The sequence below is a fragment of the Pseudomonas sp. 1152_12 genome, from assembly GCF_052850675.1.
The window spans coordinates 399,713-415,635 of record NZ_VXCW01000003.1 but is presented as its reverse complement, the minus strand read 5'-3'; the positions used below and the strand labels follow the sequence as shown (position 1 = coordinate 415,635).

The following is a 15,923-nucleotide window of genomic DNA, read 5'->3' as shown; positions in this document are numbered from 1 at the left end:
TCGTTGCCCGCTGGCTTGGGTGTGAATATGTGCGCTGACCTGTGGAGCTTTGCCCTCTCGACTTACGCCCGACCGGGCGTCGAAGCCGCCTGCCTGCGCTTGCAGGAGCAAGGCGCAGATGTGTGCCTGTTGCTCTGCGCTGCCTGGCTGGAGCGGCGAGGTGTGGCGCTTGAGCCTGGGCGCATTCACGCGCTGCAGCAGGCTGCCCTGCCCTGGCAAAAAAACGTGGTCGAACCGTTGCGACAGGTGCGCCTGCAATGGCGAGCCATGGCCCAAGTGGATTTGCCTTTGGCGGCGTTACGCGAGCGGCTCAAAACCCTGGAACTGGAAGCCGAACGGGAGCTGTTGGCGCGCCTGGAAGTGTTGACGCAGGCATGGCCGACTGAAGAAGCGGATCAACGGGGATGGCTTGAAAGCTTGGCGGCCGGAACCGCCAACCTTGACCACGACGCGCTGCAGCAGTTGCGCGTCGTGGCCTCCGGCACTTAGGAAGCGCTGGTTGGGGTAGTGCTTGGCGCTACGGGTGCAGACGCGCTGCTGGCCGATGCCGTTGGAGCGGCGGGCGCCGTCGGCGTAGCAGGCGAGGCTGCCGGGGCGGCTGGCTTAGCGGCTGGTTTCGCAGCAGCAGGCTTGGCAGCTGGCTTAGCGGCTGGTTTTGCAGCGGCCGTTTTAGCAACTGGCTTGGCGGCCGGTTTTGCAGCAGCCGTTTTAGCAACTGGCTTGGCGGCCGGTTTTGCAGCAGCCGTTTTAGCAACTGGCTTGGCGGCCGGTTTTGCAGCGGCCGTTTTAGCAACTGGCTTGGCGGCCGGTTTTGCAGCAGCCGTTTTAGCAACTGGCTTGGCGGCCGGTTTTGCAGCAGCCGTTTTAGCAACTGGCTTGGCGGCCGATTTTGCAGCAGCCGTTTTAGCAACTGGCTTGGCGGCCGGTTTTGCAGCAGCGGTTTTAGCCGCTGGCTTGGCGGCTGGTTTTGCAGCAGCGGTTTTAGCAACTGGCTTGCCGGCTGGTTTCGCAGCAGCGGTTTTAGCAACTGGCTTGGCGGCTGGTTTCGCAGCAGCCGTTTTAGCCGCTGGCTTGGCGGCTGGTTTTGCAGCAGCGGTTTTAGCCGCTGGCTTGGCGGCTGGTTTTGCAGCAGCGGTTTTAGCCGCTGGCTTGGCGGCCGGCTTTGCAGCAGCCGTTTTAGCCGCTGGCTTGGCCGCAGCTTTCGACGCAACAGCTTTTGCTGGCGTGCGAGCGCCCAGCACTTTAGCCACAGCTTCTTTCACACGACCAACGCCCTGGGCCAGTTTCAGGCTTTCCTGAGCATCGCGTTTGAGTTGGGAAATGTAGGTGCGGGTTTCAGCTTGGCGATCCTTGAGGGCGTCCAACAGCTCCTCAAGTTCCTTGACAGCGTCTTTGGCTTTGGCTTGTGCCTTGGCCTTACCGGCAGTAGCGGCGTCCTGCAGTTTGGTGCGGGATTTGTGCAGCTTTTCTTGTGCTTTACCGCGTTGTTTTTCCAACTTGGCGAGCAGTTTTTCTGCATCGGCCAAGGCTTGGGAACATGCGCTTTCCAGATGTTCGAGCAAGCTGCCCGAAAGTTGTTGGAGTAAATGCAACGGGGTATTTACAGGCTTCTGTTTGGCCGACATGGTTTACCTCCTGGCTGACGTGGGTGCGGCTCATACTAGCCCTCTGCTCTTACCGCCGCTAGGGCATGTTGACAGTATCGTTTGCCTTGCGTTGCACCGCGCGCAAATTCTTATCGATATAACGAAAATCCACGACACTTTTTACGCACTCACACTGGCATAATCCGTCGCACTTTCGGCGGGAGAATACTCATGTCACGTCACCTTTTTTTAGTGCTTAGCTTGGTGGTTTTTGCAGCCAATGCGGGTGAGCAATCGCCGCCCAGAACAACTGCCCAAGACTCACACGACCTCGCCTACAGTCTGGGGGCCAGCCTCGGTGAACGCTTGCGCCAGGAAGTCCCCGACCTGCAGATCCAAGCCTTGCTCGACGGCCTCAACCAAGCCTACCAAGGCAAGCCACTGGCGCTGGACAACACGCGCATCGAGCAGATTCTCGCCCAGCACGAAGCACAAACCGCAGCCGACGCTCAGGCGCCACAAAGCGAAAAAGCACTCGCCGCAGAGCAACAATTTTTAACCAAGGAAAAAGCCGCAAGCGGCGTGCATGAACTAGCGGATGGCATCCTGCTTACGGAACTCACGCCAGGCAGCGGCAGCAAGCCATTAGCGAGTGATGAGGTGCAAGTGAACTACGTGGGGCGATTGCCCGATGGGACCGTCTTCGACAAAAGCACGCAGCCGCAATGGTTTCGCCTGGACAGCGTGATCAGCGGCTGGGCCAGTGCCCTGCGACAGATGCCGGTGGGCGCGAAATGGCGGCTGGTCATTCCATCTGCCCAAGCCTACGGCGCCGACGGTGCGGGTGAGTTGATACCACCGTATACGCCGCTGGTGTTCGAGATCGAATTGCTAGCCACACGCCACTGACCCAATAAAAAACGGTGCGCCATGCGCACCGTTTTTTATCTCGCCGCCGAGGTTCAGGCCTGGGTGGCCGCCTCTTCCTTATGGGCGTTGTGCAGCACTTCGATCAGGCAGTCTTCCAGTTCGAAACGCTCATGCAGCAACCCACCGAGCTCTTTGAATTTTTCCGCAACACATTTGCCTGCATCACACAGGTCGGTAAACGCCAGCAGCTTTTCCGTGATGACATCGATTCGCGGGTAAAGCGTCTCGGCCAAGTCCAGACCACGCTGATCATCAAAAGCTTCAGCCTCTTTGGTCAGTTGTTCGTAGACGCCGAAATGGCCGGCAGAAACGTAGTCCACCAACACACCACAGAATTCCTGCAACGGTTCGCGATTTTCAGCCAGTGCCTCAGGCTTTGCGCCGAGAGCATCAAAGGCCCGAACCAGTTCGTGACGTGCCTTCAACCAACTGTCGATCAGCTTGTGCACCCCACCCCAGCGTTCCTGAGCATTCTGACAACTTTCCAGCATGATGATCTCTCTTCCCTATAGGGGGGGCGCTGCCGCTCTGTGCCCGCGCAACACTTCAAGGATAAAGCGGCAGCCGGACAAGGCCGCATCTGACAACGGTTTCGATAATGCGTGCGGGCCAGATTATGCCCGCATGACTATGGCTTCAAGGTACGCAGGAGAGAAAGTTCATACAAGTGTTTAATCCCGTCCTACGCACTGTGACGTATTTTTACTGGCTCGCAAGGCCTAAACGGCGGCTCAGCAACAATGAAGAAAACTGCGTAATACCCAGGATCAACATCGCCACAAAGAACAGCAAGCTCCACTCGGGAAGGCTCAGGTCAAACAGTGTCCAGTTAATCTCTACGCAGTCGACGGTGCCTTTGACTGTTAACTGCAGTGCTTGCCACAACGACAGGTTTTCAATCATGAACTGCAGACTCGGCCAGCAATCCGCAGCCTGCTCCGTTGCGGCATTTTGTAGCAGCACCTGGCGCACGGCGGTGATGGCTCCGAGTAATGTACACCCCATGCTGGCCAGCCAGTAGAAATAGGCCGCAGAGGAGCGCTTGGGATTATGAATCGCAGCAACCAGATTGATCAGCGTGAAAGCTGCCAGAAAGACGCGCTGAACCTGGCAAAGGAAACACGGACGGAGCAGCGCGCCATACTCAAGATAAAAAGACGCACCCAACGTCAGCGCACCAGCCATGGACGCCAGGAGAAGCAAGGAGCGTGAAGGGGCCAAAGACATTGTTATCCGTACCGCAAGAGATAGGCCGTTACGGTAGAGGAAAGGCCCGACCCCTTTCAATACACGCTAGAGCAGACAATTCCGCGAGAGCATAGGGATATGCCGTCAGAAACTGGATGACTTCAAGCTGCTAGCAGTAGGAATTTACTGCGCAGCGCTTTAGACCCAGCGTTTAGAAGGCAATGGACGGTTGGCCCATAGAAGCATCTGAGCCAACCTTCGTCCTCTTTCCTACTTCAAACTCGCGCAGGCGCTGGCAACGGTGATGCCAGCAAACGGCTATCCAATAGGCCTAGGCCTTCTTGGAATAATTGATTGCTGCGCTCGGTGTCGCCCAATTGAGCCAGCAGACGCGCCAGCTCAGCACAGGCTTCAGGATTGCGCTGCACCTGCAGGCTGCTTTCCAAATAATCCCGCGCCTTGCCCCATAAACTGTTTTGCAGACAAAGACGGCCCAGGGTCAACAGCAAGCTGGCATCGCCCGAATGGTCCTTCAGCCAACCTTCGGCAAATTTCAACTGGCGGGCCGGGTCTGCACCACGCAGCAAGCCGTAAAGTCGAATCAGATGACTGTCATAACCGCGCTTGATTGCGCCGCGCAGCACTTCTTCAGCCTTGGCATAGGCTCCCAATCGTCGCAGCTGCTCAGCGTACGCCATCACCAGTTGCGGCTCCTGGCGCTGGGCGGATGTTAGTTGCTCCCATGCTCGGTCCAGAGACTGCAAACCGGCTTCGCCCTGCTCTTCACGCAGGGCAGCCAAGCCAAGGTTTTCGCCCCAGGCACGGCGCTCCAGCTCAGCCAATTCGCTGGCAGGAAGCACCTTGTCCTTGCGCAGCTCCGGCAGCAGACGAATCACCGCGGACCAATCGCCCCGCTGTTGATGCAAGCGCTGCAACTGACGCAATACCTGCGGGTTATGCGGATGACGCTCGTGCATCGCTTGCAGGGTGACCAGCGCACCTTCAGTGTCGCCACGGTCCATCTGCAACTGTGCATGGCTCAAAGCGACCGCCAGCTCAGCCTGGGGCTGACGCTCCAGGGCGCGCTCCAGAAAACCGTCAGACTCTTCATAACGGCCCTGCTCATTAGCCGCGCGCGCTGCGCCAAGGTAGTACAGCAACGGCTGACGCTCCGCTTCGGCGGCACGGTGCAGGTTGCGTTCGGCACTGGCCCAGCGACCTTCGGCGAGGTCCATCTGGCCCTGCTCAATCGCAATCTGTACCCGGCGGCTGCGGTTGCGCCGCGACCAAGGGTTGACCACCCCACCGGAGGTGGTAACCAGGCTGATCAGCACACGGACCAGGTAGATCACCAGGACCACTACAAACACCGCCACCAGTGTGGCCCACAGGCTCGACTCGTAATGCAGCAGATGCGGGTAGGTAATCAGCACGTAGCCGGTGTGTTTCGAAATACCCACGGCCAGTGCCAGGGCGATTGCAATCGCCAGCACCAAAATCACATAGAAACGCTTCATCAGCTCTACTCCTTGGCCGCCGGTGTGCCCGCCGAGGCCTTGGCTTCATCGGCAGACAGATGACGACGCTCAAGATAGGCCTGCACGGCAGCCAAACTCGCAGCCAGGTCCGGTGTGACCACGGAAACGGCCTTGGGCTCAAGCTCGGCAATCCGCGCAAGAATGGCCTTGCTCTGCGGGTTGTCCTGATTGAAGTTGTCCTGCAGCACGCTACGCGCCTCACCCAAGGAACGGCTGTACACCGCCGCCTCACCATTGAGCGCTGCCCATTGCGCTTGCTCCAAGGCGAGGCTCAAGGCCAGGCGCACCTGGCTCAAACCTTGGCCGGCGAGCAGCGGGCGAATATTATCGTCAGGGTTGAAGTCGATGCGGAAGTAGCGGGAAATCTGCTCCCACCATTGGCTCCAGCGACTGTCCATGTCAGTAGTCGGACGACCTTGGGAGGCCGGCTCGGTGAGCTGGTATTCCGGCGCGATCGCGGCCAATTGCACGACCTGATCACGCAAGGCCGCCAGTTGCAGGTACAGCCCGGTACGATCCGGCTGCTCGGTGCTACGCAGCGCGGCGAGGCTCTTAGCCAACTGCTCACGCGCGGCATACGAGCCCGGGTCGCTCTGCTCACGCAGAATTTCATCGGCGCCCTGAACCAGCGACTGAGCACTGTTGATGTCCTGCAGGGCAGACAGACGCAAGCTGGCCAGACGGATCAAGTGTTCCGCCTCGGCAAGGCGCCAGTCCTGGCGACTGGCGCCCAGTACGGTTTCCAGGCGCTGGCTGAGGCGCTGCTGATCACCCTGCAACTGCGCTACCAGACGGCGACGCTCCTCCAACTCATTCGCTGCGGGCAACTGCGCCAGGCGAGCGGCCAGCTGTTGCTGGCTCTGCTTGAGCGACTGGGATTGATCATCGAGGGTCTGCACCTGGCCCAGCTGTTGCTGGCTGCTGGCTTGCAGGGCGCGGACCTGCCAGATGCCCCAACCGCCGGCGGCAACACCTGCGGCACCGAGCAACAGGGCTACGATTACCAGGCCATTGCCACGGCGTGGCGCGGTGACCGGTGACTCAACCGGCGCATCAAGTGCGGGCTGGGTTTCATCTTTAGGCAAGGCTGTTTCGCTCACGTATCCGTCCTTTGCGTATCAGAGAGTGGGACGGCATGCCTCATCAGGCACAACTGCGCATCGCCACTAACAAAGCCGCGGCACTCGCGCCGCGACAATCCACAACGTTTACTGCGCCAGCGGCCCGCGCCATTTCATAGACACGCGGGCTGGGCACGAACAACGGCAGCTGCGCCACCTGTGACCAATCTTCGCCGGCCAAGGCTTGCAGGTGCAAAAAACCCTGCCCACTGCTGACCACCACGCCGTTCAAGCGTTCCAACTGGATACGTTGTATCAGCGCCCCCGGGCCGTATGCCGGAAGCAAACGACGATACAACTCCAGATAGTCGACACTAGCACCTTGCTCGCGTAAACGCTCAGCCAGCAACTCGCGTCCACCCTCGCCTCGCAGGATCAGCACCCGGGCGTTTGGGCCTGCGATAGCCTCGCGCAAGGCGGGTAAGGCAAGCAAGGCTTCGCTGTCGTCGCCGGTTTGCGGGTAGTGAACCGTGAGGCCATGACCGGCCAGTACCTGCGCGGTAGCCGCGCCGACACTGAACCAGGGTAGATGCGGCCAGGGCTTATCCAACTGGTGCAAGGCCAGTCGCGCGGCCGGCTTGCTGACCACGATCACTGCGCTGTAGCGGCCCAGATCGCGAAAAACGGCCTGCTGCTCGCCCGTCACTGGCAAAGCCTCTATGTCCAGCAACGGCAGGCTGCTGGTGAAAATGCCGGCTTCGGACAGCGTCGCGGCCAAGGCCATTGATTCCTCGGCAGGTCGCGTCAGCAGCACACGCCAGTCGGTCACTGCGGGCCGGCCTCGCCGTAGACTTTCTGTAGAATGGCGCCAGCGCCTTTTTCCAGCAATTCCTCTGCCACCTGGATACCCAGAGCGGTGGCATCACCCGTTGGCCCGCGCACCTCGGCAGTGAGCAGCGTGCCACCAGCCGGGTCACCTACCAAGCCACGCAGCCAAAGGTTTTCACCTTCGAGCACGGCGTAGCAGGCGATCGGCACTTGGCAACCACCATTGAGGTGTTTGTTCAGGGCTCGTTCGGCCGTCACGCGGATCTCGGTGTCTTGATGATCAAGGGGTTTGAGCAGGGCGTGAATCTCACTGTCGGCGGTGCGGCATTCAATGCCCACTGCGCCCTGGCCGCCCGCAGGCAAGCTATCTTCGACGCTGATGGCCGAGGTGATTCGGTCTTCAAAACCCAGACGAATCAAACCGGCGGCGGCGAGGATAATCGCGTCATATTCGCCGGCGTCCAGCTTGGACAGGCGAGTATTGACGTTACCGCGCAAAAAGCGGATTTGCAGGTCCGGTCGCCGGGTCAGCAGTTGCGCCTGCCGACGCAGGCTTGAGGTGCCGACGATACTGCCCAGGGGCAGTTCCTCCAGCGACGCGTAAGTATTGGAAACGAAAGCATCACGCGGATCTTCGCGCTCGCAGATGCAATACAAGCCGAGCCCTTCAGGGAAGTCCATCGGCACATCTTTCATCGAATGCACGGCGATGTCGGCTTCGTTCTCCAGCAGAGCGGTTTCCAGCTCCTTGACGAACAAGCCCTTGCCGCCAATCTTCGACAATGGCGAGTCCAGCAGCTTGTCGCCGCGACTGACCATGGGTACCAGGGACACTATAAGCCCTGGATGGACCTGCTCAAGGCGTGCTTTGACGTATTCGGCCTGCCACAAGGCCAGGGCGCTTTTACGGGTAGCGATGCGGATTTCGCGAGAGGACATGGATCAATCCGTACTGAATAGATACGGCAGATAATAACAGCTCAGGCAAATACGCTTTGATTTGAATCAGCAAGTGCGGGGCCTCCCTGGCCGCGTCGCACCGGGATAAAGCATGCAGACCGCGCCAAAGCCTTTGGGCTAAAGCTGCTGCATCATCTTGCGCACACCGGCGACGTGGCGTCGGCTGACAATCAAAGCGTCGCCGTTCAGCCCTTTCAGGAATAACTGAAAGTGCCCAAGGGGCGTGCGTTGCAGGCGTTCTATTCGCTCGCGGGCCACCAGCGCGTTGCGGTGGATGCGCACAAAGCGGTCGCCGAACTCATCTTCAAGGGCCTTGAGCGGCTCATCGAGCAAAACTTCACCGGCCTCGTGACGCAGGGTCACGTACTTGTGGTCGGCGATAAAGTAGACCACCTGGTTCAGGGGAATCAGCTCGATACCTTTACGCGTCCGCGCGCTGATATGGCTGCGCGGCCCGTTGCCACTCTGGGCTGCCGGCTGAGTCAGCGCCGCGAGTTGCAAGCGGTTAGGGCGCTCGGCTTTTTTCAGGGCCTTGAGCAGCGCTTCGGCGGTCACCGGCTTGGCGACAAAACTGACACCGCTGTCTTCGAGCGTCTGTGCAGAAAACTCTTCTTGAGCTGCACACAACACCACGGCAGGCGGCGATTCTCGCTCGCTCAGGCGGGCGGCCACTTGCAGGCCATCAAGGCCTGGCAGGCGAATATCGAGCAACACCACATCCGGCTTGAGGCTGTCGATCAGCGTCAACGCCTCCTCGCCGTTGGTGGCGCTCGGTTCAAGGACTGTATAACCCTCGAGCTCAGTGACCAAACGGCTCAGTCGCTCGCGGGCTTGGGGTTCGTCATCAACGATCAGGACATTCATATTGCGCTGGATTCCTGCGTGAGTCTCGCACAAGGATAGCGTAGACAGGTGCGGTGACTTGCGTCACAGCGATCCACGCTAAGACTAGCGCGAGCGGCAAAAAGTGCCCCGAGAGCGGCACCCAAATTTACCCGGACCTGTTCAATTGCGCCCAAGACCTGCTGCCTTCGGGCATCGTCGTAGGGTTTGCTGATACACAATCCGAATACCCCCCTTTTTTAATGGATAGTCAGGCTATGACCGCATCACCTGACTTTGGTGCATTCACGCTCTATCAGTGCAACTGTAGACGCTCGCAGAGACGATATTGCTCAATCGTCAAATATCGTTTCAATTAACGCCTCCCTCCAGTCTCTTCCCGGATGCGGTCGACGGCAAGGCACTTAGCCATCCTTCGCACAAATAAAATGCCGACCACCCGCAGCTCCCGCCTCCGCGGGCAACCCTGTTATCATCGGCGGCATACCTCCACGCCTCTTTTAAGCAGATCACGAGCGAACCCATGAGCACCGACAAGACCAATCAGTCCTGGGGCGGCCGCTTCAGTGAACCCGTCGACGCCTTCGTCGCGCGCTTCACCGCCTCCGTCACTTTCGACAAGCGCCTGTACCGCCACGACATCATGGGCTCGATCGCCCACGCCACGATGCTGGCCAAGGTCGGCGTGCTGACCGACGCCGAGCGCGACAGCATCATCGAGGGTCTGACCACCATCCGCGGTGAGATAGAGGCCGGCACGTTCGACTGGCGCATCGACCTGGAAGACGTGCACATGAATATCGAGGCCCGACTCACCGATCGCATCGGTGTGACCGGCAAGAAACTGCACACCGGCCGCAGCCGTAACGACCAGGTGGCGACCGATATTCGCCTGTGGCTGCGCGACGAAATCGACCTGATCCTGGCCGAAATCACGCGCCTGCAAAAAGGTTTGCTGGAGCAGGCCGAGCGTGAGTCGGACACCATCATGCCCGGTTTCACCCACCTGCAAACCGCACAGCCAGTGACCTTCGGCCACCACCTGCTGGCCTGGTTCGAAATGCTCAGCCGCGACTACGAGCGCTTGGTGGATTGCCGTAAACGCGCCAACCGCATGCCATTGGGCAGCGCTGCGCTGGCGGGCACCACTTACCCGCTCGACCGCGAGTACACTGCGCAACTGCTGGGTTTTGATGCCGTCGGCGGTAACTCTTTGGACGGCGTGTCCGACCGTGACTTCGCCATCGAATTCTGCGCCGCCGCCAGCATCGCGATGATGCACCTGTCGCGTTTCTCCGAAGAGCTGGTGCTGTGGACCAGCGCGCAATTTCAGTTTATCGACCTGCCAGACCGCTTCTGCACCGGCAGCTCGATCATGCCGCAAAAGAAAAACCCCGACGTGCCCGAGTTGGTGCGTGGCAAGAGCGGGCGTGTATTCGGCGCGCTGATGGGCCTACTGACCTTGATGAAAGGCCAACCACTGGCCTACAACAAGGACAACCAGGAAGACAAAGAGCCGCTGTTTGACGCCGCCGACACCCTGCGCGATTCACTGCGCGCGTTTGCCGACATGATCCCCGCAATCAAGCCCAAGCACGCGATCATGCGTGAGGCAGCCTTGCGCGGCTTCTCTACAGCGACCGACCTGGCGGATTACCTGGTGCGCCGCGGCCTGCCGTTCCGTGACTGCCACGAAATCGTCGGCCATGCCGTCAAATGCGGTGTGAACACCGGCAAGGACCTGGCGGAAATGAGCCTGGAAGAGCTGCGTCGTTTCAGCGATCAGATCGAGCAGGACGTGTTTGCGGTGCTGACCCTGGAAGGTTCGGTAAACGCGCGCAACCATGTGGGCGGCACTGCGCCGGCGCAGGTCAAGGCCGCCGTTGTGCGCGGTCAGGAACTGCTCGACAGCCGCCGAAAGCATCACAGGCAAGCCAACGCCCAGATTTGAATGGGTGCACAAATCAAAATGTAAGAGCGGGCTTGCCCGCGGACGCAAGGTGGCAGTCACCCGATATACCGACTGACCCACCGCTTTCGCGAGCACGCCCGCGACCATCTTGGATTTGTGCACGGCCGATTACTTCTTGGCAGCAAGCATCGCCATAAACGCCGGCATCGCCGCTTCCCTGTCCGCCGCCACCTTCTGGGCATTGGGCATCGCATGCAGTCGCTCCAGCAACGCTTTAGCCTTCGGCAACTCAGCCAGCAGATCCAGGCCAAACAGCTTCTCGCCCACCGCGCAGGCGAGGTTCACGCTGTACATGAAATACAGATCGGCAATCGTGAAGCGCTCCCCCGCAGCATACGGCGCAAATGTTCCGTGCCGACCTAAGGACTCGATCCCCAACAGCAATTCGGCCTTGGACTTCTCCTTGATCGCCTCCGGCACCGGCATCCCGAAGAACGCCTCGGCAAAGCACGCGCGGGCGGGCAATTCGATGTACAGCTCGATTTCCCTGCATAGCGCCAGCACCTGGGCACGCTGAAAAGGCTCGGCGGGGAGCAGCGAAGGGCCTTCCTGGGTGTGTTCGATATACTCGAGAATCACGCTGGTTTCGTTGATGAAGCCCTGCTTGACGCCCAGCACAGGTACTTTACCTCTCGGGCTGACAGCCAGGGTTTCCTGCGTCTGGCTCGGGTAAAATGGCACTTCCTCAAACGGCAAGCCTTTCTCCAGCAGCGCCAGTTTGACCATGTTGTAGTAGTTGCTGACCGAAAATCCGTAAAGCTTGAGCATCGCGAATGCCTCCAGGCCGGGTGTGGGGTTGGCAGCAGAAGTTATAGAGCGTCAAGCCCGGCTTGACCAGCAGCATCACCGACCTGAATGGAGGTAGACTGGCGCCCTTTCCTTGAGGAGCCTGCCATGAGCGAGCCGACCGATATCGACAACGACGAAGAAGAGTTCACCGAAAGCACGCTGATCCAAGCCATCGAAAACCAGATCGAAAGCGACAACCCGCCTGCCGCTAAAGCCACCCTGAACAAACTGACGCTGGTGGGTTACGAGCGCGAAGAGATTCTGAATCTGATGGCTCACGTGCTCGCCGTGGAAATCGACAAGATGCTGGAAGAAGACCGCGCCTTCAATACCGAATGGTACGAAACGGCGCTACGGGCGCTGCCTGAACTGCCGCCCGAAAACGACTGAATCCAGTACCTTTGTGGCCTGGGAGCCTGCTTCCTCGCCATAAACCTGCACCCTATCAAGACCCACGACTTTCTCACTGGACAGCCCGGCAAAGTGCGTTCACCTTATGCCCTGCTAGCCTCTAATAAATTTTAGAAAGTCTGGAGTCCTTATGTCGTATACCCCTGAGTTGGTTGCCGAACTGGAAATCCTTGTACTCTTCCCCTTGGACAGCACCAAGGAAGGTCTGAAAGTCCACCAGACCGCCGCTCCCACTGCCATCGCCGCTGCCAAGCGCCTCCATGCGAAAGGACTTATCGACCAGCCAGACGGTGGCTACCTGACCAGCCTTGGCCGGGATGCTGCAGAACAGGCCCAAACCCTGCTGACCATTCTGACTACCACCAACACCAAAGAAGCTGCCTGACACCTGGTACCGTCCATGGAGTCCGCCCTCTGCGGACTCCGCGGCCGTTGCTGTAGAAGGCACAAAATTCTGACGCCAAAAACCATTTACCTCTAAACCTCCTACGCTTCTGTCTGTAAACTCCTACACGGCCGCCCACGTCGGGCCCTGCGAGCCAACGAGTTCGACATGACCCGCACCCATGAAATCCGCCCCGACCTGGACGAAGGCATCGACCGCAAGGTGCTGACTCAGCTGCGCGCGCGGTTCCTGGGCCTCAACGAGGGCCGCCTGGCACGGGCGGTCGAAGGGCTGACGCCACGCCAACAAAGCGTGCTGACCCTGTTGCCACTGTTTTTCCACGTCAATCACCCGCTGCTGCCAGGTTATGTCTCGAGCAGTACGCCAGCCGGGCTATCGAACTTTGAACCGGATGCTCAGGCGCTCATCGAAGCCCAGCGCCTGACCCGGTCGTTTTCCTACAAGCCACGCCATGGCAACCCGCCTCGGCCAATACATGGCCTGTTCCTGATGGGCAGCCTCGGCACTTTGGCTCAAGCGGATCAAAGCGACATGGACGTGTGGGTGTGCCACGCGCCTGACCTTGACGAAACCGAACTGGCCGAACTGCGTAAAAAGTGCCAACTGCTGGAAGCCTGGGCCCTGACCATGGGCGCCGAGGCGCACTTTTTCCTGATTGAGCCGACGCGTTTTGTGCTGGGTGAGCGCGACACGCAACTAAGCTCGGACGACTGCGGCACCACCCAGCATTATTTGCTGCTGGATGAGTTCTACCGCACCGCCATCTGGCTCGCCGGGCGCACGCCGATTTGGTGGCTGGTGCCGGTGTACGAAGAAACCCGCTACGCCGAATTCACCCACGCACTGATCTCCAAGCGCTTTATCCGGGCCGATGAAACACTCGACCTTGGCCACCTGGCCCACATCCCTCCGGGCGAATTCATTGGCGCTGGGCTGTGGCAACTGTTCAAGGGCATCGAATCGCCCTACAAGTCGGTGCTTAAACTGCTATTGACCGAGGTCTACGCCAGCGAACATCCGAACGTGCACTGCCTGAGCCTGCGCTTCAAGCGTGCGGTATTTGCCAACCAGATGGACCTGGATGAGCTGGACCCGTACATCGTGGTCTACCGCCGCATCGAGGAATACCTCAAGGCGCGCAACGAGCCTGAACGTTTGGAACTGGTACGGCGCGCACTGTACCTGAAGGTCAACCGCAAGCTCAGCGCTGGCCAACGCGGTACCAGCTGGCAGCGACTTCTGCTGGAGCGCCTGGCCCACGAATGGGGTTGGGACCAGCGCCAACTGACGCTGCTGGACAGTCGTAGCCAATGGAAAGTGCGCCAGGTCGCGGCCGAACGTCGTGCGCTGGTCAACGAGCTCAATCACAGCTACCGCTTTCTCACCCAGTTCGCCCGCACCGAACAGACCGTCAGCCTGATCAACAAGCGCGATCTCAATGTGCTTGGCCGGCGTCTATATGCCGCGTTCGAACGCAAGGCCGGCAAGGTCGAATTCATCAACCCCGGCATCGCACCGGACTTAGCCGAAGACACCCTGACGCTGGTGCAATCGCCCAACCGCAAAGAGCCCGGCCAGCAGCATTGGGGCCTGTACAACGGCAACCTCACAGCGCTGGAGTGGGAGCACTTTGCGCCGATCAAACGCAGTCGCGACCTGCTGGAAATGCTCACCTGGTGCCACCGCAACGGCGTCATCGACAGCAGCACTCGCCTGGCGCTGCACCCGGGCGTCAGCGACATGACCGAGTTCGAGCTGTTCAACCTGTTGGGCAGCCTGCAACAGACCATTGCCCTGCCCTTGGCCAGCGTCGATGAGGAGCGCCTGTTGCGCTCAGCGGTACCGGAAGAAGTATTGCTACTGATCAACGTAGGCGTCGACCCGCTCAAGCATCACCGCGACCTGAATATCTTGATGACCACCGAGCGCACCGACTCGCTGAGCTATGCCGGTGTGCGCGACAACCTGGTGCTGACCCTGGACCAGGTCACGCTCAACAGTTGGAACGAGGTGATGGTCAGCCGCTACGACGGCCCCCACGCGCTGCTCGACTGTCTGCGTGACTACCTCAACCAACTGCCGTCAGACCATTTACCGCGCCTGCGAGTGCGCTGCTTCTGTCACAACCGTGCGCAGTTCATTGCCCAGCGCGTGGAGGAAATCTTTGATACCGCGCAGAGCCTACTGCTTGGCAAGTCCAACCACCGCTATCTGCTCCAAGTGCAGCAGCACTATCACGTGATGGAACTGGTGCCGGGCCAGGCGACCCATGTGTCACTGCCGACCCAGGATGCGCTGATCGCCTACCTCAGCGAAGAACTCGCCAGCTACAGCCCGCTGCACCTGGACGCCATGGCCTTGGAAGACCACGACCTGGCGTTGCTGCTGCCAATGGGCGTGGCCGATTGCGTGCAGGTGTTCTACCGAGTCAATGAAGGCATCGCCGAGTTGTATGTGCTGGATGAGTTCAACGCACTCTGGCAGCAACGCTTGCCGTTTCATGACGAGCAGAGCCTGTTGGCGCCATTGCAGCGCTTTTTGCAGTCAATCATCTATCGCCGGGAGGCGCTCTCGCCGCTGGATACTCAGCCGTTAGGTGAAGTGCAAACCTTGTATTACAAACTGTTGCCGTCGGGCAACAATCGCGCACGCGGCGTCGAACCTCGCCCGGCACCGCAAAACCCGGCCAACAAGCCGTTTTATGACGTGCAGGCGATCATCGGCAAGGGCGCGCCTGGCCAGGTGGGCATCACTCTGTACTGCAATCAGCGGGAGTTTTCCGAACTGGAGTTTGGCGACCAGCTGTTTGCAGTGGTCGCCCAGGAAATCGTCGGGCAGCGCCGGGAACCCGAGCGCTACCGCTGCTACATCACCGACCTGGACTTGTCCGGCCTGCTCGGCGATGTGCAAAGTCCGAGCAACTTGTATCTGCGTTACAAGGCCGAGCTGGAGCTGTCGTTGAATGCGGCGCTGAGCCGGATTTAAAGAGGGAAGGCGCCGCCATCTTTGGGCTGGCCTTCAACGCTGAGCAATTCAAGCTTGAGGGTTTTACCGCCGGGCGCTGGCCAATCGATATGCTGGCCTACTTGCAGGCCGAGCAAGGCGCTGCCTACCGGCGCCAGAATCGAGATCTTGCCTTCGTCGGCATTCGCGTCCTTGGGGTAAACCAGGGTCAGGTGGTAGTCCTTGCCGCTGCCTTGCTCACGGCAATGCACACTGGAGTTCATGGTCACGACACTTGCAGGCACTTCATCGTGGCCAACCACTTCTTCGGCACGGTCGAGCTCGGCTTGCAGCGCGACAACCCCCGGCTGAGTCTCGTCCATACGGTCGATCAGTTGCTCAAGACGCTGCACGTCGAGACGGGTAAGTATGATGGAAGGTGCGGTCATGATTCAGGCAGACTCCTTT

The 15,923-nt window shown here is 59.8% G+C and carries 16 protein-coding genes; 6 read left to right on the top strand and 10 right to left on the bottom strand.

What is annotated here, in order from left to right:
* Window positions 1-27: 27 nt before the first annotated feature.
* Window positions 28-489, top strand: a complete 462-nt coding sequence (locus FW764_RS07280) for a TIGR02444 family protein (protein ID WP_446433351.1) — start codon at window positions 28-30, stop codon at window positions 487-489.
* Here FW764_RS07280 and FW764_RS07275 read toward each other — a convergent pair.
* A complete protein-coding gene (locus FW764_RS07275; RefSeq protein WP_446433350.1) occupies window positions 486-1,625 on the bottom strand; it encodes an AlgP family protein in 1,140 nt (379 codons plus the stop codon). The genes FW764_RS07280 and FW764_RS07275 overlap by 4 nt on opposite strands.
* Before the next feature lie 192 nt (window positions 1,626-1,817).
* On the opposite strand from FW764_RS07275, the gene FW764_RS07270 reads away from it, so the two are divergent.
* Window positions 1,818-2,495: an FKBP-type peptidyl-prolyl cis-trans isomerase gene (locus FW764_RS07270; protein WP_446433349.1), complete on the top strand. Its 678-nt coding sequence runs from the start codon at window positions 1,818-1,820 to the stop codon at window positions 2,493-2,495.
* A gap of 53 nt (window positions 2,496-2,548) precedes the next feature.
* On the opposite strand, the gene rsd is transcribed toward FW764_RS07270, so the two are convergent.
* The 7 genes from rsd to FW764_RS07235 all read right to left on the bottom strand — a co-directional run bounded on the left by rsd (window position 2,549) and on the right by FW764_RS07235 (window position 8,955).
* Complete coding sequence (gene rsd / locus FW764_RS07265; protein WP_083356160.1) at window positions 2,549-3,007, bottom strand: sigma D regulator; 459 nt, start codon at window positions 3,005-3,007, stop codon at window positions 2,549-2,551.
* Window positions 3,008-3,218: 211 nt separating this feature from the next.
* Window positions 3,219-3,743 carry a disulfide bond formation protein B gene (locus tag FW764_RS07260; protein ID WP_446433348.1) on the bottom strand — a complete coding sequence of 175 codons (525 nt, stop codon included), beginning with the start codon at window positions 3,741-3,743 and terminating at the stop codon, window positions 3,219-3,221.
* 236 nt (window positions 3,744-3,979) lie between these two features.
* Window positions 3,980-5,221 carry a heme biosynthesis HemY N-terminal domain-containing protein gene (locus tag FW764_RS07255; RefSeq protein ID WP_446433347.1) on the bottom strand — a complete coding sequence of 414 codons (1,242 nt, stop codon included), beginning with the start codon at window positions 5,219-5,221 and terminating at the stop codon, window positions 3,980-3,982.
* A 5-nt stretch (window positions 5,222-5,226) separates the two neighbouring features.
* Window positions 5,227-6,342 (bottom strand): uroporphyrinogen-III C-methyltransferase, encoded by a 1,116-nt coding sequence (locus tag FW764_RS07250; RefSeq protein ID WP_446433346.1) that lies wholly within the window; start codon window positions 6,340-6,342, stop codon window positions 5,227-5,229.
* A 43-nt stretch (window positions 6,343-6,385) separates the two neighbouring features.
* Complete coding sequence (locus tag FW764_RS07245; RefSeq protein ID WP_446433345.1) at window positions 6,386-7,132, bottom strand: uroporphyrinogen-III synthase; 747 nt, start codon at window positions 7,130-7,132, stop codon at window positions 6,386-6,388.
* A complete protein-coding gene (hemC, locus tag FW764_RS07240) occupies window positions 7,129-8,070 on the bottom strand; it encodes a hydroxymethylbilane synthase (RefSeq protein ID WP_446433344.1) in 942 nt (313 codons plus the stop codon). Before hemC ends, FW764_RS07245 begins: the two co-directional genes overlap by 4 nt.
* Window positions 8,071-8,208: 138 nt before the next feature.
* Window positions 8,209-8,955 carry a LytR/AlgR family response regulator transcription factor gene (locus tag FW764_RS07235; RefSeq protein WP_446433343.1) on the bottom strand — a complete coding sequence of 249 codons (747 nt, stop codon included), beginning with the start codon at window positions 8,953-8,955 and terminating at the stop codon, window positions 8,209-8,211.
* A gap of 502 nt (window positions 8,956-9,457) precedes the next feature.
* Here FW764_RS07235 and argH point away from each other — a divergent pair.
* Entirely contained in the window at window positions 9,458-10,885 is a 1,428-nt protein-coding gene (gene argH, locus FW764_RS07230; RefSeq protein WP_446433342.1) for an argininosuccinate lyase, read from the top strand.
* 129 nt (window positions 10,886-11,014) lie between these two features.
* Here the strand turns inward: argH and FW764_RS07225 are convergent, their stop codons facing one another.
* Window positions 11,015-11,674, bottom strand: coding sequence for a glutathione S-transferase family protein (locus tag FW764_RS07225; protein WP_446433341.1), 660 nt, complete (start codon window positions 11,672-11,674; stop codon window positions 11,015-11,017).
* A 126-nt stretch (window positions 11,675-11,800) separates the two neighbouring features.
* On the opposite strand from FW764_RS07225, the gene FW764_RS07220 reads away from it, so the two are divergent.
* The 3 genes from FW764_RS07220 (at window position 11,801) to FW764_RS07210 (ending at window position 15,497) form a co-directional block, all read left to right on the top strand.
* Entirely contained in the window at window positions 11,801-12,085 is a 285-nt protein-coding gene (locus FW764_RS07220) for a hypothetical protein (protein WP_083356151.1), read from the top strand.
* 151 nt (window positions 12,086-12,236) lie between these two features.
* Window positions 12,237-12,491 carry a TIGR02647 family protein gene (locus tag FW764_RS07215; RefSeq protein WP_083356150.1) on the top strand — a complete coding sequence of 85 codons (255 nt, stop codon included), beginning with the start codon at window positions 12,237-12,239 and terminating at the stop codon, window positions 12,489-12,491.
* Window positions 12,492-12,659: 168 nt separating this feature from the next.
* Entirely contained in the window at window positions 12,660-15,497 is a 2,838-nt protein-coding gene (locus FW764_RS07210) for a class I adenylate cyclase (RefSeq protein ID WP_446433340.1), read from the top strand.
* On the opposite strand, the gene rnk is transcribed toward FW764_RS07210, so the two are convergent.
* Window positions 15,494-15,904, bottom strand: a complete 411-nt coding sequence (gene rnk, locus FW764_RS07205; RefSeq protein ID WP_065931880.1) for a nucleoside diphosphate kinase regulator — start codon at window positions 15,902-15,904, stop codon at window positions 15,494-15,496. The two genes, FW764_RS07210 and rnk, sit on opposite strands and share 4 nt — an antisense overlap.
* Window positions 15,905-15,923 lie beyond the last annotated feature (19 nt).

What these genes read in the sequence shown, in the direction of transcription:
- FW764_RS07280 (WP_446433351.1), top strand. Translation starts at nt 28, where the DNA reads ATGTGCGCTGACCTGTGGAGCTTTGCCCTCTCGACTTACGCCCGACCG.
- FW764_RS07275 (WP_446433350.1), bottom strand. Translation starts at nt 1,625, where the DNA reads ATGTCGGCCAAACAGAAGCCTGTAAATACCCCGTTGCATTTACTCCAA.
- FW764_RS07270 (WP_446433349.1), top strand. Translation starts at nt 1,818, where the DNA reads ATGTCACGTCACCTTTTTTTAGTGCTTAGCTTGGTGGTTTTTGCAGCC.
- rsd (WP_083356160.1), bottom strand. Translation starts at nt 3,007, where the DNA reads ATGCTGGAAAGTTGTCAGAATGCTCAGGAACGCTGGGGTGGGGTGCAC.
- FW764_RS07260 (WP_446433348.1), bottom strand. Translation starts at nt 3,743, where the DNA reads ATGTCTTTGGCCCCTTCACGCTCCTTGCTTCTCCTGGCGTCCATGGCT.
- FW764_RS07255 (WP_446433347.1), bottom strand. Translation starts at nt 5,221, where the DNA reads ATGAAGCGTTTCTATGTGATTTTGGTGCTGGCGATTGCAATCGCCCTG.
- hemC (WP_446433344.1), bottom strand. Translation starts at nt 8,070, where the DNA reads ATGTCCTCTCGCGAAATCCGCATCGCTACCCGTAAAAGCGCCCTGGCC.
- FW764_RS07235 (WP_446433343.1), bottom strand. Translation starts at nt 8,955, where the DNA reads ATGAATGTCCTGATCGTTGATGACGAACCCCAAGCCCGCGAGCGACTG.
- argH (WP_446433342.1), top strand. Translation starts at nt 9,458, where the DNA reads ATGAGCACCGACAAGACCAATCAGTCCTGGGGCGGCCGCTTCAGTGAA.
- FW764_RS07225 (WP_446433341.1), bottom strand. Translation starts at nt 11,674, where the DNA reads ATGCTCAAGCTTTACGGATTTTCGGTCAGCAACTACTACAACATGGTC.
- FW764_RS07220 (WP_083356151.1), top strand. Translation starts at nt 11,801, where the DNA reads ATGAGCGAGCCGACCGATATCGACAACGACGAAGAAGAGTTCACCGAA.
- FW764_RS07215 (WP_083356150.1), top strand. Translation starts at nt 12,237, where the DNA reads ATGTCGTATACCCCTGAGTTGGTTGCCGAACTGGAAATCCTTGTACTC.
- FW764_RS07210 (WP_446433340.1), top strand. Translation starts at nt 12,660, where the DNA reads ATGACCCGCACCCATGAAATCCGCCCCGACCTGGACGAAGGCATCGAC.
- rnk (WP_065931880.1), bottom strand. Translation starts at nt 15,904, where the DNA reads ATGACCGCACCTTCCATCATACTTACCCGTCTCGACGTGCAGCGTCTT.